This is a genomic window from Streptomyces sp. NPDC002463 (assembly GCF_042889835.1).
In the GTDB taxonomy this organism is placed as follows: Bacteria; Actinomycetota; Actinomycetes; order Streptomycetales; family Streptomycetaceae; genus Streptomyces; species Streptomyces nymphaeiformis.
The window spans coordinates 1,044,131-1,066,860 of record NZ_JBIARL010000001.1; the positions used below are offsets into that span (position 1 = coordinate 1,044,131).

At 71.9% G+C, this 22,730-nt stretch carries 28 protein-coding genes and 1 pseudogene; 12 read left to right on the plus strand and 17 right to left on the minus strand.

The window, feature by feature from the left end:
- Positions 1-16: 16 nt before the first annotated feature.
- The 3 genes from ACFYX3_RS04925 to asnB form a co-directional block, all read right to left on the minus strand.
- Positions 17-763: an SDR family oxidoreductase gene (locus tag ACFYX3_RS04925; RefSeq protein ID WP_352026958.1), complete on the minus strand. Its 747-nt coding sequence runs from the start codon at positions 761-763 to the stop codon at positions 17-19.
- A gap of 99 nt (positions 764-862) precedes the next feature.
- Entirely contained in the window at positions 863-1,747 is an 885-nt protein-coding gene (locus tag ACFYX3_RS04930; protein ID WP_389007963.1) for a hypothetical protein, read from the minus strand.
- A complete protein-coding gene (gene asnB / locus ACFYX3_RS04935; RefSeq protein WP_389007966.1) occupies positions 1,737-3,536 on the minus strand; it encodes an asparagine synthase (glutamine-hydrolyzing) in 1,800 nt (599 codons plus the stop codon). The genes ACFYX3_RS04930 and asnB overlap by 11 nt, the downstream gene beginning before the upstream one ends.
- Before the next feature lie 141 nt (positions 3,537-3,677).
- Here asnB and ACFYX3_RS04940 point away from each other — a divergent pair, with 141 nt between their 5' ends.
- The 3 genes from ACFYX3_RS04940 to ACFYX3_RS04950 all read left to right on the plus strand — a co-directional run bounded on the left by ACFYX3_RS04940 (position 3,678) and on the right by ACFYX3_RS04950 (position 6,076).
- Positions 3,678-4,403, plus strand: a complete 726-nt coding sequence (locus tag ACFYX3_RS04940; RefSeq protein ID WP_389007969.1) for a PIG-L deacetylase family protein — start codon at positions 3,678-3,680, stop codon at positions 4,401-4,403.
- Between the two features lie 91 nt (positions 4,404-4,494).
- Positions 4,495-5,565, plus strand: coding sequence for a hypothetical protein (locus ACFYX3_RS04945; protein ID WP_389007972.1), 1,071 nt, complete (start codon positions 4,495-4,497; stop codon positions 5,563-5,565).
- Positions 5,566-5,707: 142 nt separating this feature from the next.
- Positions 5,708-6,076, plus strand: coding sequence for a hypothetical protein (locus ACFYX3_RS04950; RefSeq protein WP_389007975.1), 369 nt, complete (start codon positions 5,708-5,710; stop codon positions 6,074-6,076).
- A gap of 76 nt (positions 6,077-6,152) precedes the next feature.
- Here ACFYX3_RS04950 and ACFYX3_RS04955 read toward each other — a convergent pair whose 3' ends face one another.
- Positions 6,153-7,688, minus strand: coding sequence for a glycosyl hydrolase family 18 protein (locus ACFYX3_RS04955; RefSeq protein ID WP_389007978.1), 1,536 nt, complete (start codon positions 7,686-7,688; stop codon positions 6,153-6,155).
- A 275-nt stretch (positions 7,689-7,963) separates the two neighbouring features.
- Positions 7,964-9,283 (minus strand): TerD family protein, encoded by a 1,320-nt coding sequence (locus ACFYX3_RS04960; RefSeq protein ID WP_389007981.1) that lies wholly within the window; start codon positions 9,281-9,283, stop codon positions 7,964-7,966.
- A gap of 259 nt (positions 9,284-9,542) precedes the next feature.
- On the opposite strand from ACFYX3_RS04960, the gene ACFYX3_RS04965 reads away from it, so the two are divergent.
- Together ACFYX3_RS04965 and ACFYX3_RS04970 are read left to right on the plus strand one after the other, a co-directional pair.
- Entirely contained in the window at positions 9,543-10,427 is an 885-nt protein-coding gene (locus tag ACFYX3_RS04965; protein ID WP_389007984.1) for a hypothetical protein, read from the plus strand.
- A gap of 14 nt (positions 10,428-10,441) precedes the next feature.
- Positions 10,442-10,735 carry a DUF397 domain-containing protein gene (locus tag ACFYX3_RS04970; protein WP_389008124.1) on the plus strand — a complete coding sequence of 98 codons (294 nt, stop codon included), beginning with the start codon at positions 10,442-10,444 and terminating at the stop codon, positions 10,733-10,735.
- Positions 10,736-10,738: 3 nt separating this feature from the next.
- Here the strand turns inward: ACFYX3_RS04970 and ACFYX3_RS04975 are convergent, their stop codons facing one another.
- Together ACFYX3_RS04975 and ACFYX3_RS04980 are read right to left on the minus strand one after the other, a co-directional pair.
- A complete protein-coding gene (locus tag ACFYX3_RS04975; RefSeq protein WP_389007987.1) occupies positions 10,739-11,656 on the minus strand; it encodes an RNA polymerase sigma-70 factor in 918 nt (305 codons plus the stop codon).
- Between the two features lie 12 nt (positions 11,657-11,668).
- Positions 11,669-12,142 (minus strand): carboxymuconolactone decarboxylase family protein, encoded by a 474-nt coding sequence (locus ACFYX3_RS04980; RefSeq protein WP_389007990.1) that lies wholly within the window; start codon positions 12,140-12,142, stop codon positions 11,669-11,671.
- Positions 12,143-12,223: 81 nt separating this feature from the next.
- Between ACFYX3_RS04980 and ACFYX3_RS04985 the strand changes: the two genes are divergently transcribed.
- Entirely contained in the window at positions 12,224-12,670 is a 447-nt protein-coding gene (locus tag ACFYX3_RS04985) for a hypothetical protein (protein WP_389007993.1), read from the plus strand.
- Between the two features lie 10 nt (positions 12,671-12,680).
- Here the strand turns inward: ACFYX3_RS04985 and ACFYX3_RS04990 are convergent, their stop codons facing one another.
- The gene (locus tag ACFYX3_RS04990; protein ID WP_389007996.1) at positions 12,681-13,442 is read right to left on the minus strand and encodes an MBL fold metallo-hydrolase; all 762 of its coding nucleotides are present in this window, start codon (positions 13,440-13,442) and stop codon (positions 12,681-12,683) included.
- Complete coding sequence (locus ACFYX3_RS04995) at positions 13,439-14,023, minus strand: NADPH-dependent FMN reductase (RefSeq protein ID WP_389007999.1); 585 nt, start codon at positions 14,021-14,023, stop codon at positions 13,439-13,441. The genes ACFYX3_RS04990 and ACFYX3_RS04995 overlap by 4 nt, the downstream gene beginning before the upstream one ends.
- A 134-nt stretch (positions 14,024-14,157) precedes the next feature.
- On the opposite strand from ACFYX3_RS04995, the gene ACFYX3_RS05000 reads away from it, so the two are divergent.
- The 5 genes from ACFYX3_RS05000 (at position 14,158) to ACFYX3_RS05020 (ending at position 17,553) form a co-directional block, all read left to right on the plus strand.
- Positions 14,158-15,033 (plus strand): pirin family protein, encoded by an 876-nt coding sequence (locus ACFYX3_RS05000; RefSeq protein WP_389008002.1) that lies wholly within the window; start codon positions 14,158-14,160, stop codon positions 15,031-15,033.
- Between the two features lie 41 nt (positions 15,034-15,074).
- Positions 15,075-16,163, plus strand: coding sequence for an MFS transporter (locus ACFYX3_RS05005; RefSeq protein WP_389008005.1), 1,089 nt, complete (start codon positions 15,075-15,077; stop codon positions 16,161-16,163).
- Complete coding sequence (locus ACFYX3_RS05010; RefSeq protein ID WP_389008008.1) at positions 16,163-16,864, plus strand: TetR/AcrR family transcriptional regulator; 702 nt, start codon at positions 16,163-16,165, stop codon at positions 16,862-16,864. Before ACFYX3_RS05005 ends, ACFYX3_RS05010 begins: the two co-directional genes overlap by 1 nt.
- Before the next feature lie 66 nt (positions 16,865-16,930).
- Entirely contained in the window at positions 16,931-17,149 is a 219-nt protein-coding gene (locus ACFYX3_RS05015) for a type II toxin-antitoxin system VapB family antitoxin (protein WP_376585534.1), read from the plus strand.
- Complete coding sequence (locus ACFYX3_RS05020; protein ID WP_389008012.1) at positions 17,146-17,553, plus strand: PIN domain nuclease; 408 nt, start codon at positions 17,146-17,148, stop codon at positions 17,551-17,553. The genes ACFYX3_RS05015 and ACFYX3_RS05020 overlap by 4 nt, the downstream gene beginning before the upstream one ends.
- A 34-nt stretch (positions 17,554-17,587) precedes the next feature.
- Here the strand turns inward: ACFYX3_RS05020 and ACFYX3_RS05025 are convergent, their stop codons facing one another.
- The 5 genes from ACFYX3_RS05025 to ACFYX3_RS05045 all read right to left on the minus strand — a co-directional run bounded on the left by ACFYX3_RS05025 (position 17,588) and on the right by ACFYX3_RS05045 (position 20,085).
- A complete protein-coding gene (locus ACFYX3_RS05025; RefSeq protein ID WP_389008015.1) occupies positions 17,588-18,217 on the minus strand; it encodes a LysE/ArgO family amino acid transporter in 630 nt (209 codons plus the stop codon).
- Positions 18,214-18,525 carry a DUF2087 domain-containing protein gene (locus ACFYX3_RS05030; RefSeq protein WP_382654396.1) on the minus strand — a complete coding sequence of 104 codons (312 nt, stop codon included), beginning with the start codon at positions 18,523-18,525 and terminating at the stop codon, positions 18,214-18,216. Before ACFYX3_RS05030 ends, ACFYX3_RS05025 begins: the two co-directional genes overlap by 4 nt.
- Before the next feature lie 52 nt (positions 18,526-18,577).
- The gene (locus ACFYX3_RS05035) at positions 18,578-18,874 is read right to left on the minus strand and encodes a hypothetical protein (RefSeq protein ID WP_389008019.1); all 297 of its coding nucleotides are present in this window, start codon (positions 18,872-18,874) and stop codon (positions 18,578-18,580) included.
- A 91-nt stretch (positions 18,875-18,965) separates the two neighbouring features.
- On the minus strand, positions 18,966-19,442 hold the full coding sequence (locus tag ACFYX3_RS05040; protein ID WP_389008022.1) for a hypothetical protein: 477 nt from the start codon (positions 19,440-19,442) through the stop codon (positions 18,966-18,968).
- Positions 19,443-19,638: 196 nt separating this feature from the next.
- Positions 19,639-20,085: an anthrone oxygenase family protein gene (locus tag ACFYX3_RS05045; RefSeq protein ID WP_382654388.1), complete on the minus strand. Its 447-nt coding sequence runs from the start codon at positions 20,083-20,085 to the stop codon at positions 19,639-19,641.
- A gap of 91 nt (positions 20,086-20,176) precedes the next feature.
- Here ACFYX3_RS05045 and ACFYX3_RS05050 point away from each other — a divergent pair, with 91 nt between their 5' ends.
- The gene (locus ACFYX3_RS05050; protein ID WP_382654385.1) at positions 20,177-20,755 is read left to right on the plus strand and encodes a TetR/AcrR family transcriptional regulator; all 579 of its coding nucleotides are present in this window, start codon (positions 20,177-20,179) and stop codon (positions 20,753-20,755) included.
- A gap of 40 nt (positions 20,756-20,795) precedes the next feature.
- Here the strand turns inward: ACFYX3_RS05050 and ACFYX3_RS05055 are convergent, their stop codons facing one another.
- The 3 genes and pseudogenes from ACFYX3_RS05055 to ACFYX3_RS05065 all read right to left on the minus strand — a co-directional run.
- Entirely contained in the window at positions 20,796-21,284 is a 489-nt protein-coding gene (locus ACFYX3_RS05055) for a GNAT family N-acetyltransferase (protein ID WP_389008027.1), read from the minus strand.
- Positions 21,285-21,571: 287 nt separating this feature from the next.
- Positions 21,572-22,357: an ABC transporter permease gene (locus tag ACFYX3_RS05060; protein ID WP_116159629.1), complete on the minus strand. Its 786-nt coding sequence runs from the start codon at positions 22,355-22,357 to the stop codon at positions 21,572-21,574.
- Positions 22,354-22,730: pseudogene (locus ACFYX3_RS05065) on the minus strand (ABC transporter); the annotation flags it as partial. The gene ACFYX3_RS05060 and the pseudogene ACFYX3_RS05065, both read right to left, overlap by 4 nt.

Genomic DNA, 22,730 nt, shown 5'->3' on the forward strand with positions numbered 1-22,730 from the left:
GTGGGGCGCAGGGCGGTCAGCGGGGCTCGAAGTGGAAGGAGCGGATGAAGCAGTCGCGGGGCTGCTCGACGGCGTAGACGATGCATTCGAAAAGCGCCTGCGTGGTGAGTTTCTCGTCGGGCGCTATTCCGTCCGGATTCGCTCCGTCCCATTCCGCGAAGCGCGGGTCCGAGGTCGAGAAATCGGGCGGGAAGAGGGAGAAGACGCGTACCCCGGAGGGCCGCAGCCGGCGCGACAGGATGTCGGCGAAGCCCGCCTGGGCGCTCTTCGCCGCCCAGAAGGCCTCGTGGGCCACGCCGGCGGTCGCGGCGGAGGCGCCCTCGGCGTCGCGGACGGCGACCATGTTCACGATGTCGGGCCGCAGCGAGCCCCGGAGCAGCGGCAGGAAGTGCTTCACCATGAGGACGGTGCCGCCGGCCGTCGACTCGATCGTCTCCACGATCTCGGCGTCACTGGCCGCCTCCAGGTCCATGCCGTCGAGCCAGCGGGCGCCGTTGTTGACCAACAGGTCGACCCGGTCGGTCCGTTCGCCGACCCGGGCCGCGAACTCCCGGATCTCGGCGGGCCGGCTCAGGTCGCAGCCGAAGGCGTGGATACGGTCACGGGCCGAGCCCATGACCTCGGTACGGGTCCGCTCGGCGGCCTCGACGGTCCGCGCCGACACGTAGACCTCGGCGCCGAGATGCGCGAATCCGACGGCGAGCGCGCGACCGAAATAGCGGGACGCCCCGGTCACGACGACACGCAGATTCTCGAATTTCATGTGTGTCCGCTCTCCCCATCTCGCCACGGATACCGATGGCCGGTCCATTTCAGCGTGGCAGAGGAATCAGGCTGCGGCCCTGGTGAGAGGGGTGCGCATTCACGCCGTTGCGTGGATACGCCACGGCAGTCGCAGGGTTTCGAGCACCTCGGCGCGCTTGTGGTGGACGCGGACGCGGTCCGGCGCGGTGGAGACGGTGACGGTCCCGGTGGGGGTGCGGACGGGCCCTTGCACGGCGGGCACGACGGTCCCGTCGATCGCCCCCGCGGCGGCGAGGGCGGCGGCACCGGTGAGCGCGAGGCGGGGGTGCCAGCCGCCGACGGTGAGGGCGCGGACGGCCGGCCCCTCGGGGCCGTCGCGGAAGGCGGCGATCTTGGGCAGCGCGGAGTGGGGCGGATAGCCGAGGACGCGGGCGGCACGGGCGCGAAGCGCGAGCAGCCGGTCCTGAAGGCCCGGCCCCGGCAGGTCCCTCTCGTCGACGAAGACGTACGGATTCCCGTACCGCACGAACGAGACGGGCACGCCGTCGAGGACGTCGACGGGGCGACCGGTGGGGAGGGTGCCGGGGCCGGTGGGCGGCCTGAGGAAACTGAGCGTGTACGTGTCGCCGTACGGCTCGCAGAGCACGGTGTCGCCGGTGGTCACGGCCCGCACGGTGACGGGCCCTTGCCGCCCGTCGGCGACGACACAGGCGAGCAGGGAGTGCCCGCACCCCGCCCGGAAGTCGAACCGGCCATCGGGGAGGGCCTGGACGAAGCGGTAGCGGAGGGAGGCGGGGTCGTAGAGGGCGATCTTGTTGAGACCGGAGTGGACGGTCCGGGCGAGAGCGTGGCGCAGATGCGCCAACTCGCCGGCCGACGCGAGGGCGCCGCGGGGGAGCTGGTCGACCCGCACCACGAGGGTGGGGCCGGGGGCGTCCTCCGCGCGGACGACGGTGACGGCGGCGAGGTCGGGACGGTGAGGTCCCGGAGATTCAGGCCGCACAGCCCACCGGGATCCGCATGCCCTGGACGACCTCCGTCCACAACTCGTGGACGGCGAGGGACCAGAGCGTCAGGGCCGCCTGCGGTGTGGGGTGCTCCAGGTGCCGGGCGAGGAGTTTCGCCGCGCGGTCGGCGCGGATCTTCCCCCCGAGGACCAGCCGCGCCGGGGAGAGCATCTCCCGGACCAGGTCGAGCAGAGGGCCGCCCGGCGCCAGCATCGCCGTGACCGGGAGCGTGAAGGGCTGCTTCGGGCGCCGGAGGACCGCCGCCGGCAGCAGCTCCGCGCCCGCCTCGTACAGCGCCCGCTTCCCCGTCCGCGCCGCCGTGGGCAGGGAACGGGCGTGCGTGACGACCGACGGCTGGCAGAACGGCAGCCGTGCCTCCACCGCCCACGCCATGGAGAGGTGGTCCAGGCGCCGCAGGTGGTACGCCGGGAGCCGCCACCGCGTCTCGAACGCGGTCATCGCGGTGAGCCGGTCCGCGCCGACGACCTCCGCCGAGCGCAGCTCCTGCTCGATGCGGTCGGCGGCGGAGCCCTGGTCGGCGACGTAGGCGCGGTAGTTGGACGTGTAGAGGTGCTCCCGCAGAAGCCTCGGCGCCGCCGAGAGGGCGTCCGTGTAGGCGGCCGCCCAGTCCGGTCCCGCCGTCAGCGCCGCCCGCATCCGGTCGTACCCGCCGAAGAGTTCGTCGGCGCCGTCCCCGGCGAGGGCGACGGTGAAGCCGTTCTCGCGGACGGCACGGAAGAGGGCGTAGGTGGAGAGGGTGATGGGGTCGGCGTTGGGCTGGCCGAGGTGGCGCACGGTCCGGGTGAGGAGGGAGCCGAGTTCGTCGGGGTCGACGGCGACCTCGTGGTGGACGGTCCGGGCCCGGCGGGCGACGGAACGGGCGTACGCGGCCTCGGAGTCGGGCCAGCGACCCCGGTAGGTGAGGTGGAAGGTGTGCAGCGGCGGCGCGTCGGTCTCGCGGGCGTGTTCGGCGGCGAGCGCCGTGACGAGCCCGGAGTCGAGCCCGCCGCTGGTGACCGCGCAGACCGGCACTTCGGCCTGGGCGAGCCGGCGCACCTCGTGGCGCAGGACGTCCTGGGTGTCACCGAGGGGGGCCGCGCGGTACGGGCCGCGACGCCGGACGACGGGTGCGGCGCCGGGGCGTACGAGCGCGGTGGCGCCCGGCGGCAGGACGTCGACGCCGTCGAGCGCGGTGTGGGTCGAGAAGGAGGTGCGGGTGGCGAGGACGGTGTCGAGGGCGTCCTCGCGGGGGGAGATCCGTACCCCTTCGAAGGCGAGGAGGGCGGGGATCTCGGAGGCGAAGCGGGTGGATCCGTCGTACGGGTCGTGGTGCAGGTGGAGCGGCTTCATGCCCATGTCGTCGACGGCGAGCACGAGTTGGGTGGAGCCGGGCCGCAGGTCGAGGACGGCGACGGCGAACATGCCGTCGAGGTGCTCGGCGAAGGCGGGCCCGTACTCGGCGTAGAGCGCGGGGAGCACGGTGCCGTCGCAGCGGTCGGGGAAGCGGTGGCCGCGGGCGGCGAGGGTGCGGCGGAGCTCGGCGTGGTTGTAGATCTCGCCGTTGAGGACGGCGAGGACGCCGGGCAGGTGGGGCAGCCGGTAGGGCTGCTGTCCGCCGCAGGGGTCGGTCACGGCGAGCCGGTCGCAGCCGAGCGACCAGCCGGGCCCGCTGAGCACCTGGTGCTCGTCGGGGCCGCCGTGGCGCTGGCGGGCGGAGACCGCCGCGAGCTGGGCCGGCTCGGGGCGGTCCGCCCCGGCGGCGAAGGAGCCGAGGATCCTGCACATACCGGTCACCCTCCAAGCACGTCACCCGGATTACCCAATGATTTGAATCTACCAAGTTTTTGAATGGCGCGTAAGTGCCATGTCCTGTTCACGCCACGAGTTGGCCTTGCGACGCCCCCGCCACCCCAACAGGCTGGCCCCATGGAGGACTTCAACCGGACCAACCCCGAGTCCCTGCTCGTCGTCGCCGCGCACCCGGACGACATCGAGTTCTGCGTCAGCGGAACCGTCATGCAGTGGATCGAGCGCGGCACCCGCGTCACGTACTGCATCGTCACCGACGGCGGCGCGGGCGGTTACGACGAAGCGCTCCCCCGCCAGGCAATGGCGGACCTGCGCCGCGCCGAACAGGTCCACTCGGCCAAGCTCAGCGGCGTCGCCGACGTGCGCTTCCTCGGCTATCCCGACAGCTTCGTGGAGGCGTCCGTGGAGCTGCGGCGCGACCTGTGCCGGGTCATCCGCGAAGTACGACCGCAGCGCGCGATCGTCCCCTCCCCCGAGATCAACTGGGCGCGGGTCGCCGACCTCCACCCCGACCACCGGGCCGTCGGGGACGCCTGCCTGCGCGCGATATACCCCGAGGCCCGCAACCCCTTCGCCCACGCGGAGCTCCTCAAGGAGGAGGGCCTGGAGCCGTGGACCGTCCACGAACTGTGGCTGATGACCGGCCCGACCCCGAACCAGTACGTCGACGTCACCTCCGTCTTCGACCGCAAGGTCGAGGCCCTGCGCATCCACACCTCCCAGACGGCCCACTTCGACGACCTGGCGGGCCTCCTGCGCACCTGGCTCGGCGAACACGCCACGGCCGGCGGCCTGCCCCCGGGGCGGATGGCGGAGGCGTTCCAGATCGTGCACATCGACTGAGGCGCCGACGGGGCTTCCCCCTTGTGACCTCACGGGGCGAGTGGGAGCGTGTGACGCCTCGACAGCCTTTACTCCGGGGGGAGTTCACTCGATGACGATCGAGCGTACGAGCGCGCAGAAGGCCCTGATGGACGAGCACGGCCTGGCCTGGCCGAAGGCGGACGAGGCCGCCGCCTCCCGAACGCAGTCCAGCCTGCGCGCCTTCGAGGAGAACCTCTCCGACGACAGGGCGGACGCGGCGAAGGCCGTGCAGCGGCTCCTGTCCAGCGGACACGGCGAGGCGATGACCGCGCTCGCCGAGCACTGGGCCCGCGTCAACAGCCACTTCACCGTCACGGCCGCGGCCGCCGGCAAGATCGCCGCCGAGATGCTGAACTGCGGCGACGACATCGCCGTGCACAAGGACATGGCCCTGGGAGTCGTCGAGCGGATCGCCCCCGGCCTTCCGGCCCCCGCAGGCACTCCCGGAGGCATCCGACCGCCCCTGGACGTGACACAGCAGGGCATCGTCCAGGGCGCCCGCACAGAACTGGGGTCCATCGAGCAGGCGGCCTTCACGGAGACCGGGTTCCGGCTGACCGCCGCGCGCACCGACCCCGGTGTCGCGAGCCTTCCGAACATCCCCGCCGACCTGTCCGGCGGCGGTGCCGGCGGCACCGGCGGCGGCGTGGCCCCGGGCATCGCGGGCGGCGCGGGCGCGGTCGGCGGCGGGGGTCCCGGCATCGGTCCCCGCGCCGTCGGCGGAGCCATCGCCGGCGGCGCCGGTGCGATCGGCGCCGGACAGCACGCCCCGGACCTGCCTCCCGACCGGCTCATGGAGCACGGCGGCCCGGCGGTCGGCACCCCGCAGAGCTTCCGCATCGACTTCTGGGAGCACACGCGGGCGGGCGACCGCCTCGCGGAGATCGCCGGCCGGATCGCCGACAGGACCACGACGACCCTCGCCCGCGCCATGTACGACCTCGAGGAGCTCCAGAAGAGCGGCTCGCTCGGCGCCTCGGTCGGCGAGGGGTTCGCTCCGCTCCTCGACGATCTCGATCTCGCGACCCGCGCCCTCGGCCATCACCTCGACGGCCCTCTGCGCGACGCGGTCCGCGCCGCCGGGGAGGACCAGAAGCAGACGGACGACGACAACAGGAAGCGGTTCGGCTGGATGGACTAGCCGTGGAACGCCCGGGTCCGGACCGGCCGTCGGCGTGGCCTGTTCCCACCGGACTCGAAACAGGCTGTTACGTCGCGCGCACACACCGTAGAAACAGGGCTGGCCTATGCCATTGGCCGTTTCCGGATCCAAGGAGCCCATCATGACCCGTTTCCGCACCACCGCCATGTCCCTCGCCGGCGCCGCCGCGATGTTCGCCCTCGGCACCGCGCCCGCCCAGGCGGCCCCCGGTGACGTGACGACCACGTGCGCGAGCACCGCCACCCCGTACGGCTACGTCGACGTCAGCTGGGGTTACAGCGCCAGCTGCGGCACCCAGAACTTCGACCCGAACATCAAGCAGATCAAGCAGCTCACCGGCCTGCCCATAGGCACCGTCGTCCAGGCCTGCGGGTCCACGTACTACCCCGCCGGCTGGACCGCGACCAGCTCCTACTACAGCAGCTCCTGCGTCGCGTGGCCGAACTCCGGCTTCAACAACAACGCCTGGACCCTCAAGCGCGTCTCCTGATCGCACCGTACCGGGGCCCGCCTCCACGCGGCGGGCCCCGGTACGGGTGCGGGTACGGGCGGCTTCGGCAGATGGTTCAGCAGGCGCCGAGGTCCTGCCACACCCCCCACTCGCCCGTCGTGCCGGGCTCCTCGCCCAGGGTCCACCACTTGGCCTTCCAGGTGTGGCCCTTGTGCGAGACCTGCTGGCCGCCGGTGTACACCTGCGAGGAGGCCCACGGGGCCGCCGTGCACTGGGTGGCGCCGCCGGTGACGGTCAGGGAGAGGACCGCCGCGTGACCGGCGGAGGGGCTCGCCGCGTTGACGACGATCTGGTACGTACCGGAGACCGTGGCCGCCGTGGTGTTCACGGTGAGGGTCGCGGAGCCGCCGGCCGTCACCGAGGCGGGGCTGACCGTGGCGGTGACGCCGGCGGGCAGGCCGCTGACCGTGAGGTTCACCGTCTGCGCCGTACCGGAGGTGACCGCGGTGTTCACGGTCGCGGAGGTGGAGCCGCCCGCGGTGACGGTGGCGGCGGCGGGGGCGGTCGTCACCGAGAAGTCGTCGGCCGGGGCCGTCGTCCCGCTGGTGAAGGGGGCGAAGACGTGCGAGAAGTCCCAGGTGTTCTGCTGGATGCCCGAGCAGCCGTCAGCCGCGGCGCCACCGGCACAGCTGCCGTTGTCGCGCTGGAGCGCCCAGAACGAGAGGGTGTTGATGCCCTTGGAGACGGCCCAGTCGTAGACCGTACGGGCGTTGGCGAGGGTGAACGTCTCGGCCGGGCCGAAGTCGTCGACGCCGATCATCTCGATGATGCCGACCATGCCCCAGAGCTGCGCGGCCGTCTTCGTCGGGTAGAGCTTGGCGAGCTGGTCGTAGAGGCCCTGGGCGGCCGTCTTGGTGTCCGCGGCCATGTCGTGCGCGGCGTTGTCGTAGTAGTCGAAGGTCATCAGGTTGACGACGTCGACCTTCGCGCCGTTGGTCACGGCGTTCTTGAGCACCGCGAGCCCACTGGCGGCGAGGCCGTGGGTGGTCGTCGGCAGGGTGTACGAGATCTGGATCTGGCGGCCGTTGGCGGCGGCCCAGTCCTGGACGAGCTTGATGGCCTTGTTGCGGCGGTCGATGCCCGCGGTGTTGTCGAGGGAGTCGACCTCGATGTCCATGTCGAGCCGGGTGACGTCGTAGGTCGTGATGACCTTCTCGTACACGGCGGCGATCTGGTTGACGTCGGTGCAGCTGTCGGCGATCTCGGTGCCGGTGGTGTCGGCCGTGTAGCCGCCGAAGGAGGGGATGACGTCGCCGCCGCGGGACCGCATGGTCGCGATGTCGGCGCCGAAGGAGGACTGGGCGATCGGCAGGCCGGTGTCGCCGTTCCAGTACGCGGTGCAGGAGCCCTTCGTCGCGGTCTGGAGGAACGCCATCGTCAGGTGCTTGGCCCCCGACTGGGCGCTGAGGGCGGCCGGGCTCTCCCCGGTCCAGGACTCGAAGTAGGGGGCGAAGACCCGGGCGGGGAGCGGGGTCGCGGCCTGCGCGGCGGCCTGCGCGGGGGCGCCGGCGACGGCGCCGAGCCCGAGGGCGGCCACGGCGGTCACTGCGGCGGTGAGGGCCGAGCGGAGCGAACGTACGCGTCGTCTCATGGCTATCGCTATCCAATGACTGTGGGGGGGTGCGGGGTGCGCCAACGCCGTTGTCGCGCACGACTGTTGGGACACGACGAAACCCCCGCGACCATGACCACGTCAATGGCCTGGACCAAACTTGGACTAGACCAATTTCCCGGTTCGGTGTCCGCTGCACCCGTCGAGTGCGGGCGGACGCTGGAACGATGCGCGCGACGGGCCGGATCGCTCCGACGAGCCACGCGCAGGCTCCTTCCGCCCTTCCCCCGGCCCCGGGCCGCCGGACAGCGGCCCTAGCGTCCCGACCGGGACCAGAAGCCTCCGCCTCCCCCCGGGCGGGGCTCCATGGACCAGGCCCCGTCCGCCTCGACGACGAGGAGGCGCGGGCCCCGGGGAAGGTCGCCCTTCCCGCGACCCCGGTCGCGCCGGCTGAACCGGTACTCCCAGTGACCGCCCTTCCGATGGGCCGCGACGCCGAAGTACCCCTTCTTGTCCTCGTCCCCCTCGAACCGGAACCTGACGCCGGTCTCGTCGCCCGTGTACGCCAGGACGTCCGGCCCGTACCCCTGCACCGGCCCGTCGAACGAACGCAGCGTCGAGACGGGGCGGAGCCGGATCATCCACCGGCCCCGCGTGTCGACCCTCAGCCGCAACGGCGACTGACCGTCGTGGTGCAGCACGCCCACCCCGCGCAGATCGTCCATGCGGCTCCTCATGACCTGCCGCCACCTGCGCTTGCGGACGGTCAGCGTGACGATGTCCAGGTGGCCCCCGCCCTTCTTCACCACGTCGACCGCCAGGAAGCCGCGCGGGAGGGTGAGACCGGTCTCGACGTCCTCCTTCCCCTCCCCCTGGTACTCGAAGTACGCGAACTCCGGCCCCATTTCACGGGGAAGCTCGTTGAGCCTGCCCAGGGCGGCGGACTGCGGCGCACCGGAGTACGGGACGGGGGCGTCCGCCTTCTCCACGGCGACGGGGGCGGGGACGTGGGCCGCAGGGGCGGGTGCCGGGGCGTCCTGCACCGTTCCGGCGGCCGGCGGGGGACCGTCGTCCGACCCCGACCCGTCCTCGTCCCCCTCCTCCGACGGCGAGAAGCCGAAGTCCGTCGCGAGGGCCGGCAGCCCCGAGTCGTACCCCTGCCCGACCGCCCGGAACTTCCACCCCCCGTTCCTGCGGTAGAACTCGCCCAGCAGGATCGCGGTCTCCGTCGTCGCGTCCTCCACCGCGTACAGCGCCAGCTGCTCGCCGGTGGTCGCGCTCACCGCCCGTACGTACAGGTCCTCGACCTCCCCGAACGTCCCGCCGTCGCTGGACGCCGCGACCACGACCCGCTCCACGGACGGCTCGATCCGGCCCGGGTCCATCTCCAGCCAGTCCGCGACGACCCCGCCCTCGCCCTGGGCCTCCCCGAGGAGCCGTATGCCGCTCCCGGCGTGTTCGGGCTGGTTGTAGAAGACCAGGTCTCCCCGGTCCCTGACCTTGCCGTCCGCGTCGACCAGCAGCGCGGCCGCGTCGACCTTCGGCGCTTCCGGCCCACCGGAGCGGCGGACGACGGCGACCCGCATCGGCTCGCCGCTGAGCGGAAGGTTTCCCCCCTTGATGATCTGCGTCATGCCCGCATCCTGGCAGCCCTGTCAAGATGCGATTGACCAGCCCACTTGCTACTTTGTGAAGTGAATGCCGATGGACATCGGCAATGCCGCAGACCGCCCGATCGGCGTGATACGTGAGCGGCACGGATTCCCTGCATGCGCCGGGCGTTTCGCCGTGAGAGCCGCTGGCCCAACAGTTCACGCGACTTCTGTGGAGCCGGAGCCGTACTGCAGACCACGCCGCGGGCCTCTCCACGAACGAAGTGAGGTGCCGGCAGCGATGACAACCCTGATGGACACTCATGCCCACGGCGTCGACGAGGTGAAGGCACTGGAGGTTTCGCTCGGGTTCAGAGTCCCCGACCCCGGCACCACCGAGGCGGCGTGCAGGGACCTGATCCGTGTGCTGGAGGCCCGAGTCGGGCGCCAGCAGGAAGAGACGCGCCGCGCCGCGGAGCTCTCCCGGCCCTTCTCGGACGCACTGCTCGGAACTCCCGGCCTGGAGAAGGCCGTGGAGCCGATGCGGGCCGACCAGAAGACGCGCATGACCGAGAAGGTCACGCCGTCGCCTCTGCCCCAGACCCCTGTCAGCCCCCTGGACGCGCAGTTCAGGGCAAGTGTGAACTTCGCGGTGAAAGTACCGCCGTACGACGGCGACTTCGCCACCGGAGCAGGCGCGAGGGTGGACAAGAACCTAGGAACCTTCAGCCTCGACCTGCAGGTGTTCGGAGGATCGGATTCCTGCTACCTGTCCTTCGGGTCCTGGTTCTACACCCCCCAGGACAACCCGTTCCAGCGCTTCGCCGCGCCCATCGAATTCAACAAGCACTGGCGGCAGCACGCGATGGGCTATGTCGCGCACAGCAACTTCTCCACCTTCGTCTCCGTCCACGACGGCACCACGAACACGGACGCCATACCCCCCATCCGGGTGCAGCCGTCATGGAGTGACGGCGTCGGCTGGGCCGAGGAACACGGCGAGGACGTCGACGGGGACTTCACCATTGCGGAGGTGTTCTTCCCGGCCACGGCGGGCCATGTGTACTTCTGCCAGCTCGCGTTCAGCGCTTCGGTGGACGCCGACAGCGGACTGTTCGGCTTCGCCGATTCGACGATCCACCTGAACGGGAGGGTCCCCCGCCTGGTCCTGGGCTCGCTGTTCTGACCTCAACGGCAAGGCTGACGCCCGGCACGGAGCTCGCACCAGACCGTCTTCCCGTACGGCCCTGGTCCACGCCCCACCGTGCCGCCACCGCGTCCAGCAGCGCGAGCCCGCGCCCCGACTCGGCGTCGTCCGCCGCGACCTGGCGTAGCAGCAGCTACAGCGACACGTCCGGCGGCGACTGCCTCGAAGTACGGGACGACCTCCCCGGCCTCGTCCCCGTCCGGGACTCCAAGCGCCCCGACGGCCCCGTCCTCATCGTCCCCGCCGCCGCGTGGGCGCCGTTCGTCGAGGCCGTCAAGGCGGGCTGACGCCTACCCCCGGCGGGCCTCGCGGACCTGGGCGTGGATCGCCCAGGCGTCGGCGACCGGGCCCAGGTGGGCGAGCTTGTCGGGGTTGATGACCGAGCGGATGGTCCGGACGCGGCCGTCGGCGATGTCGAGGGCCAGCGTGTGCAGGACCTTGCCGTCGCGGTCGCGGAAGACCGCGCCCGGCTGGCCGTTGACGTCGTGCGGCTCGAAGGTGATGTCGACCTGGGCCATCCGGGGGATGACCACGGCGAGCAGCTTGGCCACGCTGTCCGCGCCGACGACCGCGCGGGCGAGCTGCGGGGCCTTGCCGCCGCCGTCGCCGACCATCTGGACGTCGGCGGCGAGGACGCTCCGCAGGCCGTCGACGTCGCCGCCCTTCAGGGCGTCGAAGAAGCGGGCGGCCAGTTCCCGGCGTTCGGCGCGGTCCGCCTCGAAGCGGGGCCGGCCGTCGTGCATGTGCCGGCGGGCCCGTACGAGGAGCTGGCGGCAGGCCGCCTCCGTACGGCCGACCGCGGAGGCGACCTCGTCGAAGCCGAAGCCGAACACCTCGCGCAGCACGAACACGGAGCGTTCGAGGGGGCTGAGGCGTTCGAGGAGGAGCAGCGCGGCCATGGACACGGAGTCGGCGAGCTCGGCGGCGCGCTCGGGGTCCTCGTACGGATCGTCCAGGAGGGGCTCGGGGAACCACGGGCCGACGTACTCCTCGCGGCGGACGCGTGCGGAGCGGAGTACGTCGATGGCGATGCGGGTGACCGTGGCGGACAGGAACGCCTTGGGGGACACGGGCGTGGTCGGGGAGGCGTCGTACCGCAGCCAGGTCTCCTGGACGGCGTCCTCGGCCTCGCTGACGCTGCCGAGCATCCGGTAGGCGATCGAGAACAGCAGCGGTCGCAGTTCCTCGAACTCCTCGACCTTGCCCATGTCACTCCCCGTTCAGTGGAACTGGCCGACCTCGTAGCCGCCGGCCGGCTGCTTGCTGATGATGTTCATGCGGGTGGCGGCGTTCATGAAGGAAACCAGGAGGACGAGGGCGGTGAGCTGCTCCTCGTCGAAGTGCCGGGCGGCCCGCTCCCAGACCTCGTCGCTGACGCCTTCGCCGGCGTCGGCGACGCGGGTGCCCTGCTCGGCGAGGGCGAGGGCGGCGCGTTCGGCCTCGGTGTAGACGGTGGCCTCGCGCCAGGCGGCGACGAGGGCGAGGCGGACGGCGCTCTCGCCCGCTGCGGCGGCCTCCTTGGTGTGCATGTCGAGGCAGGCGCCGCAGCCGTTGATCTGGCTGACGCGCACGGAGACGAGCTCCTGGACGGCGGCCGGGAGGGTCGAGTCCTTGAGGATCCTGCCGGCGGCCATGAGGTGCTTGAGGGCCTTGCCTGCGGTGGGGCTGGCGAAGAAGTCGATGCGCGCGTCCATCGTCGTGTCTCCTCGGTGCGGGGCGGTGGGCTTACGTTCCCGAGACGAGACGGCGACGCGCCCTGTGACACGAGTGCCGGTGTGATCCAGGTCTCAGGCGCGGACGTCACGGGCGGCGCCGTGGAACCGCTCGCGGAGGCGGGTCCGGCCCTGCCCGCCGTGCTCGACATCCGCCCGCCGTACTCGGCATCGCGCCGGTCCTGGGGACTGGTGAGCGCCTACGATCGGCCCATGGCCGCCTCTTCGCGTCTTTCGCTCTGGTCCCGGGACTCGTTCCTGTCCATCGGTTCGGTCGGCTCGACCCTGTCGATCGGCTCGGTCGGGTCGTTCCTCTCCGTCGGGTCGGTCGGCTCCGCCGCCTCCGCGCTCTCCGTCGGGTCCTGGGCGAGCGTCGGCTCGCTGCTGTCGGCGCGGTCGTGCTGGTCGGTGCTCTCGTACCGTTCCGGCCGGGGCGTCATGGCGGCGGGCGCGGTCCTCGCGGTGGCGGGGGCGGTCGCCGTGACGGCGGGGGTACGGCGGGCCCGCTGACGCCCGCCGGTCAGAGGTCCTCGACGACACCCGGCCGGAGCCACCGCAGCCGTCCCGCCAGGTCCGGGGCCGCGAAGGCCGCCGTGATCCGGGCCGGGTCCTCGGCGAGGTGGTCCCAGGAGTCGAAGTGGAGCGGGATCACGGTGCGGGCTCCGAGGGTGCGGGCGAGGGCGGCGCCCTCGGCGGCGCTCATCGAGAAGGCCCGGTCGCCGGTGGACGGGAAGTGCGCGTCGCCGAGGTGGAGGAAGGCCGTGTCGATACGGAAGCGGTCGCCGATCTCCGCCAGGGCGTCGTGGCGGACGGTGTCGCCGGAGACGTACAGCGTGCCGCCCTCGTACGCGACGACGAAGCCGGTGACGGGCCCCGTGACGTGCTCGGTGCCCTCCGGGCCGTGCCGCGCGGGGGTGGCCGTGACCGTGACGGTCGTCGCTCCGACGGTGATCTTCCGACTCTCCCAGGGGGCGAGGCCCTCCGCCCGGCCGCCGAGGCGCGCGGCGGCCTCCGGGGTGGTGAGGACCGCCCCCGCGCGGCCGAGGACCTCACGGCCGGCCACGTCGAGGTTGTCGGAGTGCTGGTCGTGCGAGAGCAGGACGAGATCGATCGGCGGGAGTTCGCCGGCGGTCAGCGCGGGCCCGGCGGTGCGGTGCAGCGGGCGGGCGCCCGGGTAGTCGGCGGGGGCCGGGTCGAGGGCGGGGTCGGTGAGGACGGTGAGGTCGCCGATGCGGAGGAGGACGGTCGCCGTACCGAGGTAGGTGGCGGTGCCGGTGCTCATGCGGCCACCTGCGCCTTCGAGGCGTCGATCTTGGCCTGGAGGGAGGTCAGGAGGCCCTGGAGGAGCCCGATGGTGGTCTCGTCCGTGAGGTTGCCGTCGGCGTCGAAGCGCTCGTGCGAGCGGAAGACGTGGACCTCGGGCTTCACGACGACGTCGCTGTCGGTCCAGACGAAGACCTGGCGGAGGGCGAGCTGCGCCCGGACGGTCCCGAAGTTGGTGGGCGCGGCACCGAGGATCGCGACGGGCTTGCGGTGCAGCGGGAGGCCCTCGGTCTTCGTCCAGTCGGTGGACAGCCAGTCGAGCGCGTTCTTGAGGACGCCGGGGACGGAGTAGTTGAACTCCGGGGTGGCGATGAGGAGTCCGTCGGCCTCGGCGACCCGGCGGCGGAGCTCGCGGACGACGGCGGGGCGCAGCTCGGGGGTGTCGAGGTCGAGGTCGTACGGCGGGATCTCGCGCAGGTCCTCGTAGATCTCGATCTCCTGGCCGCCGGGGTTGAACTTCTGGGCGGCGCGGAGCAGTTGCGTGTTGTGCGAGCTTGCGCGGAGCGATCCGGAGATGGCGAGGATCGTGGACGTGGTCATGGGAACCCCCCGTTTCGTCGGGCGAGCCGGCGGGTGCCGGACTCGACGACCAAGAAGCTAAACCGATCGGTTCATTCTGTCAACGAAACGGTTCAGTCTTGACAGTGAACTGAATGGTGTAGTTCAGTCCAGCCATGACCACTCCTCAGCTCGCCGACCGGACCGTCGCCCGCACGGCCCGCCCCTTCCACACCTACGAGGGCGCCGGATTCCCGGTCCGCCGCCCCTTCCCCACGGAGGAAATCCCCTTCGTCGATCCCTTCCTGATGGTCGATCAGGTCGGCCCGGTCGAGCTCGCGCCCGGCGAGGCGAAGGGCGCGCCCCCGCACCCGCACCGGGGCTTCGAGACGATCCAGTACGTCCTCGACGGCGACATCGCGAACGCCGACTCGCGCGGCCACAGCGCCGTCGTCCGCGCCGGCGGCGTCCAGTGGCTCACCGCCGGCTCCGGGATCGTCCACGAGGCCCTGCCCACACCGGAGTTCCTCGCCTCGGGCGGCCGGCAGCACATGCTCCAGATCTGGCTGAACCTCCCCGCCCGCCTCAAGGGCACTCCGCCCCGCAGCCAGAACGCCGAGGCCGGCGACCTGCCGGTGGCGGTCACCCCGGAGGGCGCCGAGATCACGGTCCTCGCCGGCACGAGCCACGGCGCGACGGGCCCGTTCGAGACCCGTACACCGGTGCTCGTCGCCCACGGCCGACTCGCGGCCGGCACGAGCGCCGAGTTCACGGCCCCGGCGGGTCACAACGCGATGGTGTACGTGATGCGGGGCGAGGCCACGGTGGCCGGCGAGCCCCTCCCCGACGGCCACCTCGCGGTCCTCGCCCAGGACGGCGACCGCTTCACGGTCGAGGCCCCGGACACCGCCGCCGAGGTCCTGGTCCTGACGGGCGAACCGATCGGCGAACCGGTCGCGAGGAGCGGCCCGTTCGTGATGAACACGGTGGCGGAACTCCGGGAGGCGGAGAGGGACTTCAGGCGGGGAGCGATGGGGCGGATGCCGGTATGAGCGGCCCGTTCGCGGGCAGGCGGTCTGCGGACGCGCGGTGTGTGGACAGGCGCTCCGCAAGCCCGTTCGCGGGCCGCACCGGCCCTCTGCTCGCCTCCCTTGCGGCGCCCGCCTCGATGGGGGTCTCCGGCCCCGGCCTCGTGCTCCCCGAGGCCGCACGTGCGCTGTCCGCCACGCCCGCCGCCACCGCCTGGCTCATGACGGCCTTCGGCCTGGGCATGGCCCTGGGAACCCCCCTCCTCTCAGCCGCCGTCGGCCGCCGCCACGGCACCACCGGAGTCGTCAGAGCCGCCGCCGTCCTCGTGGCCCTCGGCGCTCTGGTCATCCTCCTCGCGCCGAACCTGCCCCTGGCGGTCGCGGGCCGGGCCCTGGAGGCGGCAGGCGCGGCGGGCCTGAACGTCGCCGCGTTCCAGCTGGCCGGCCGGGACCGCTCGGGCCGGGCGCCGGGCCTGGTGGCGATCGGCAGCGCGGCGGGAGGCACGGCGGGCCTGTTCGCAGGGGCGGTGGTGGCGGGGGCGTTCGGCTGGCGCGGAGCCCTGGTCCTCCCGCTCCTCAGCCTGCCGGCCCTGCGCCCGGTGCTCTCCCTGGCGAACGAGGAGTCCCCCCGTACACCCACACCCACATCCACCCCCGGCCTCCCTTTCGACATCCTTCGAAACAGCCGCTTCCTCTCCGCAGCCGCACTGATGCTGACCCTCTCGACCGTCAACTTCGCGCTCCTGTACGCGGCTCCGCGCCGCGTCGCCGCGCTCACCGGCTGGGGCCCGGTGGAGACGGGGGCGGTCGCGTCGGTCGCCGCGCTCGCCGGGGCGCTGCTGTCCTGGCAGCTGGTGCGCGTGGCGCCGGCGCTGGGCGCGGTCCGGCTGAAGGGGTTGCTCGGGACCGGTTCGGCGGTGGCGCTGGTGCTCGCGGTGACCGCGCCGTGGCCGGTGGCGGTGCTGGTCGGCTCGGGGACGAGCGCGCTGGTGACGGCGGGCGGTCAGGGGCTGCTGTCGGGCGCTGCGACGGAAACCCTGCCGGCGGCCCGTCACGGCAACGCGATCGGCCTGTTCAACCTGGCGTTCCTGATCGGCGTGGCGGCCGGCCCCGCCCTGGCATCCTTTGCAGACCAAACCGTTCAGTTCATATAGTGGGCACCGCAGCAGCCACCGACCGAAGGACCACCGCCATGGACGCCGACGCGATCGACGAGTACGGCATCCCGATCATCCCGGACCCGGCGGACGCGGCCTCGCGGAAGCGCCAGGCGATCATCGACGCGGCACTCGCGGAGTTCCTCGCGGAGGGATACTCGGCGGCCTCCATGGACGCGATCACGCGCGGTTCGGGCGTGTCGAAGGCGACGATCTACAAGCACTTCGGCAGCAAGGAACGCCTGTTCCTGGCCGTGATCGGCGGCGTCCTGCCGAAGACGTACGCGGACCTGGAGCCGTCGAACTCGACGATCGCCGACGCCCCGGACCTGCGGGCCGCGCTCGTCGGGCTCGCCACGGACTGGGCCCGGATCCTGCTGCGCCCCGACATCATGAAGCTGCGCCGTCTGGTGATCGGCGAGATCGACCGCTTCCCGCAGCTGGGGCAGCTCTGGTACCGGGTCACGTACGACATGAACAACGTCCCGCTGATCGAGGCCGTCACCGAGCTGAGCGCACGGGGGGTCCTCGACGTCCCCGATCCGACGCTGGCCGTGCAGCAGCTGGTCGGGGTGACGGTGGGCGTGCCGCAGCTGGTCCGCACGTTCTCCCCGGACGCGGAGATCGACGACGAGGAGCTGACGCAATTGATCGGCTCGGGAGTGGACCTGTTCCTGGCCCGGTACGCCCGTTCCTGAACCTCCGCACAGGGTGCGATATATACTCTGCGCGTCGACATATACGACCTGCTGCGGGAGGCTCTCATGTCCAAGACCCTGGTCGACATCGACGACGACATGCTCGCCTTCGCGCAGCAGCAGCTCGGCACCAAGACCAAGCGGGACACCATCAACCGCGCGCTGACCATAGCGGCGTCGATCAGCGCGGACGACCGCGCCCGCGCACTGCGGTGGCTCCAGGAGAACGCCGAGAACTTCCTCGACTTCGACTTCCTGGAAGAGCAGGAGCGGTCCGGCCGGTGAGCTACCTCGCCGACACGTCGGCCGTGTGGCGGCTCCTGCGCGGACAGCTCGGCGAGCCCTGGCCGACCCGAGTGGCACACGGTCAGGTCTCGCTGTGCCCGCCCGTCGAAGCGGAGCTGATGCGGGCACTGCGATCGGACCGCGACAACGAGCCTTTCACCACCATGCTGAGCCAGACCTTCACCTGGGTCCCGGCGCCGGAAGACCCGTGGCCCAAGGTGATCGCCGTACAGCGGGATCTGCTCCGGATCGGCCATCACCGCGGGCCGTCACCGATGGACATCCTGATCGCGCTCACGGCCGAGCAGCACCGGCTCACGCTGCTGCACGCGGACGACGACTTCACGGCCATCGCCAAGGTGCGCCCCGGCATCGACATGATCCGGCTGCTGCCCCACGTCTAGAACGGCCGCCCCCCCCGGAGGGGACGGCCGCAGGTCACCCCTGCGCGACGAGTCGCACCGCGAGCGCCACGATCAGCGTGCTCGACGCGAGGGCCGTGGTCAGCCGGCCCCGCGCGCCCGTCAGGGTGCGGCCCAGGAGCGTGCCGCCCAGGGCGAGCAGGAGTTGCCAGCTGGCCGAGGCGGCGAGGGCGCCGAGGACGAAGGCGGCGCGGTCGGTGGGGGTGGCGGGGGCGGAGGGGCCCGTGGCGAGGACGAGGGCGGCGAAGTAGATCACCGTCATCGGGTTGAGGATCGTGATCCCCAGGAAGGTGCCGTACGCGCGGGCGGGCGTGAGGGCGGTCCCGTCGTCCCGGGAGGCGAGCCCTCCCGCGCGGTGCGCGGCGAGCGCCGTCCACGCGGCCCGGACCGCGAGCACCGCGAGCACGACGGCGGACGTCCACCGCAGCGGGGTCATCACCGGTGCGAGTACGGGAACGAGTGCGGAGCCGCCGGCCACGGCGAGCAGGGCGTACGCCCCGTCGGCCGTGGCGACGCCGAGGGCCGCGCCGGCGCCCGTACGCCAGCCGGTACGGGCCGTGACGGCCACGAGGTAGGCGCCGACCGCGCCGACCGGGATCGCGATGCCGTAGCCGGCCAGCAGGCCGGCCACCACCGCGGTCGTCACGCGACGGCGGGGATCGCGCCTCCGGGGGAGCCGGGCTGCTGCTGTCGGCGGTAGTCCGCGCCGTCCCTCGTACGGGAGAGGAAACCGCCGGTCACGAGATACCGGCGCAGGGCCGGAAAGTCGTCGTGCACGGCGCGCAGGGCGTCGTTGACCTGGGGTTCGCTGTACGTCCGGTCCGCGTCGAACAGCGTCGCGGCGAGGTGCGCGAGCAGCGCCTCGCGACGGGCGGGCTTCCGCGGGATCGCCTTGAGGCGCCCGTCGGCGGCGAACAGATCGGCGACGGGGCGGGCGGCGGGATGGCTGGTCATACCGGAGAGCGTGGCGCCCTCCGCCTCCGCCCCGCAAAGGGTTTTCGCCCGCCTACTTGGGCTCGGGCCGCACGAGCACGTTCACGACGTGCTGCACCCTCGGCATGATCGGCGGGGTGCCCGTCCGCTCGAGGAACGGCCTGGCCTTCTCCACGAAGGCGAGGTAGTTCTCCTCGCTGTCGAAGAAGTCCGTGATCCGCCACCCACCGGTCCCGTCCGGCCCGGACGCGTGCGCGATGAACCCGGGCGGCGGAAACCACTCGGCGTCCTGGATCAGCCGAGTGGTCCGCTCGTACTGTTCCCGGGTCCCACCGGGGATCTCTACGGTGACGACGACGCCCTTGTTCATGGCCTGCTCCTGTACGTCCGGGACGAGTCCCGACCAGCAGACCAGCGGGCCGGCCGCCCCGCACGGCGACGGCCCCCGAACGAGCGACCCGTCACGCCTGCCCGACGCTCATCGCCCAGCCCACCGATCCCGGGGCTTCCACCTTGATGCAGGCCGGCGGGCGGTCGTGGCCGAGGTCGCTCTGGTCGAGGGAGGTGCTGACCTGACCGGCCACGCATTCCGTCTGGAATACGAGCCCCGAAGGTTCGATGGAAACCCTGATGTCTCCCTTCCCCTTGCAAGACACCATGATTTCGAGAGCGCCGCCGCGCACCCCTCCCTCAAGGGGTATTCGGCGATTCCCATGAACATCGGCCACTGCGCCGATCACCTTGCCGTCCGGGAGCTCGGGAGCCACCTCGACCGATCCCCCAGCCGACTCTTCCGGGGTCCGGGTGGCCACAGGAGTGGGCGCTCCGGACGGCTTGGCCTGCGCGGGAGCGCTTCCCCCTCCGGCGGAACAGCCGCTGGAGACAAGCACCACCGAAACAGCGGCCGCCGCCATCGAATGCCTCATGTCGACACGCATGCATCCCCCTTCGAAGCAGCCGCCTGGTCAGGGCGGCTCCGATGGAGGGGAACGTACCCCGACGGATTCGCGTGGTGATCGAAAAGCGAATTCCCTGAGGGAGATCTGAGGTTGCCGATCAGGACGACGGCCCCCGCCGGGGGCAGGGGCCGGGAAGCCGTCGGACCGGGTCTGACCGCGCGCGGGTCCAGCGGGTTCAGACGAGGGCGGTGACCAGGAGGGTGAAGGCGGCGACGATGACGGCGACGCGGACGTAGTGGTAGCGGTCCCAGCGGTTCATCTGCTCCTTCCAGTCCTCGGGGCGGTTCTCGGGGGTCCACGTCTTGCCGCGGTCGTTGATCGGGACGAGCAGCAGGAGCGACATGACCACGCTCACGATCAGCAGCCCGGCCGCCGTGACGACGAGGACGGCGCCGCCGTCGTGCCATCCGGCGACGGCCCAGATCGCGCTCAGGACGAGCGAGCCGATGTACCAGAACGGCATCAGGGCGCCGAGCATCCGGCCCCCGTGGGAGCGGGCCTGCTGGTCGCTGTCCTCGGGGAGTGCGCTGAAGATGCGGTTCATGACGAAGGCGACGGAGAACTCCACCCCCACCATCAGGCCGACGACCACGGTGGTGAACACCTGGAGTGCGTTGAGCATGATGACCCCTCCTGGGATCTAGCGCCGCTAGCTGATGAGGCAACGCTAGTACTACTGCCGCTCGATTGTCTAGCAGTGCTAGGATCGAATCATGTCGGTACAGGAACGCAAGCAGCGCGAACGGGCGGACCGCGAGCGACTCATCGTCGCGGCGGCCCGCGAACTCGCCGAGCAGCAGGGCTGGGACGCGGTCACCACCCGCCGGCTCGCCGAGCGCATCGAGTACAGCCAGCCCGTCCTCTACAGCCACTTCCGGGGCAAGCGCGAGATCATCGGCGCCGTCGCCCTCGAAGGCGCCACCGAGATGGCCGTGGCGCTGCGGGCCGCGACCGCCGCCGCGGACGGCCCGCGCGCCCGGGTCACCGCCCTCGCCCGCGCCTACCTCGACTTCGCGGAGTCCCACCCGGCGGTCTACGACGCCCTGTTCCAGCTCGACGGCGGCCTGGCGTACGCACAGGAGGACACCCCGGCGCCGCTGAAGGACGCCTTCGCCGCCCTGCTGGAGTGCCTCGGCGAGGTCGCCGGGGAGGGCGTCCACCCGGGGGTGTTCACCGAGACGTTCTGGGCGGCCCTGCACGGCCTCGCCACCCTGTCCCGCGCGGGCCGGCTGCCGCGGGAGTTCATGGAGCAGAGGGTGGAACTGGTGGTGGACCGGCTCGCGGCGGTATGACCCGGCGGGTACGCGGCCGGGGCCCTGGCGGGTGCCCGCGTCAGGGCAGGTCCTTCCGCATCAGCGTGCACATCGTCTCGTACCGCCGGAGCGAGCCGTCCTCCGTCTCCACGTCCCAGGAGTCGGGCTCGCGGCCGAAGGCCCGGTAGCCGAGGCGTTCGTAGAGGGCTCGGGCGCGGGGGTTGTCCTCCTCCACGCCGAGTTCGGCGCGGGTCAGGCCCCGGGCCGCGATCCGCTGCTCGGCGGAGCCGATCAGGAACGTGCCGATCCCGCAGGACTGCAGGGCCGGGAGGACGCCGAGCTGCCACAGCGTGCCCGCGCCGGGCCTGACCGTGTAGTCGACACCGCCGACGGCCACCGGCAGCCCGGCCGGCGTGCACACCGCCAGGTAGTCGACCTCGCCCGCCTCGGCGCGGCGGATCTGGTGGACGAGCTCACGCACGTGCTTGGGCGAACCGGCCCACCCGCAGGACGGCAGGTCCGCCTCGACGAGGTCCCGCACCGACAGACGCAGCCTGATCTCAGTCATCGTCACGCCCTTGATGCTCGTGGCCGGTGTCGAAATAGGGCGCCCCCCCTCCCAGGCCACCCACTGGAACACGCAGCGAACCGCGTACCAGGACTTCTCCGCTGCCGCATCCACGGCTGCCATGGTGATCCCCTCGAACCGGCGCCGGCAATCGATTTCGGCCCGGTGAGCCGGTTCGGCACCCCCACGGGACGTACCCTCCGGCGAGCTGCCCCACGGCCCGAAGGCCCGTCGCGTCCACCGGCAGGGTGGTGGCGACGGGCCTTCCAGGCCGTTCATCGTGCGGGTCACTTGGCGTCTCGGTCGAACACCGCCTTCGACCAGAAGTAGCCGAGGGCCGTCAGGGCCACGCACCAGGCGAGGGCCAGCCAGCCGTTGTGGCCGATCTCGGTGCCGAGGAGCAGGCCGCGGAGGGTTTCGATGGCCGGGGTGAAGGGCTGGTACTCGGCGATCGGCTGGAACCAGCCGGGCATCTGGTCGACCGGGACGAAGGTGCTGGAGATCAGCGGCAGGAAGATCAGCGGCATCGCGTTGTTGCTGGCCGCCTCCGCGTTCGGGCTCACCATGCCCATACCGACCGCGATCCAGGTCAGCGCCGTGGCGAAGAGGACCAGGAGCGCGAAGGCCGCCAGCCATTCCAGTGCCGTGGCGTCCGTCGAGCGGAAGCCGATCGCGACGCCCACCGCGCCGACGAGGACGACGCTGATGACGGACTGCAGGACGCTGCCGATGACGTGGCCGGTGATGACCGAGCCGCGGTGGATCGCCATGGTCCGGAAGCGGGCGATGATGCCCTCGGTCATGTCGTTCGAGACCGAGACCGCCGTGCCGATCGTCGTCGAGCCGATCGTCATCAGCAACAGGCCCGGGACCAGGTACGCGATGTAGTCGGAGCGGTCCCCGCCGCCCATGCCCGCGCTCATCGTGTCTCCGAAGATGTAGACGAAGAGCAGGAGCAGCATGATCGGGGTGAGCAGGAGGTTCAGGGTCAGGGAGGGGTAGCGGCGGGCGTGCAGGAGGTTGCGCCGCAGCATCGTGGTCGTGTCACGGGCGGCCAGGGACAGGGTGCTCATCGGGCGGACTCCTTCTGCTGGGCGGGGACGGTGGTGGTGGCGGTCAGGGCGAAGAAGACGTCGTCCAGGTCCGGGGTGTGGACCGTCAGTTCGCCCGCCTCGATTCCCGACGCGTCGAGTCGGTCGAGGATCGTGCGCAGGTCCCGCTGGCTTCCGTCGCTCGGGAGCTGCAGCGCCAGCGCCTCGTCGTCGCGGGCCGCTTCGTGGAGCGTGGTGGCGGCCGAGCGGTAGGCGTCCGGGTCCGTGAAGCGGAGCCTCACGTGGCCTCCCGGGACCAGGCGCTTCAGCTCCTCGGCCGTTCCCTCCGCCGCGATCTTTCCGTCGTTGAGGACCGCGATGCGGTCGGCCAGCTGGTCGGCCTCCTCCAGGTACT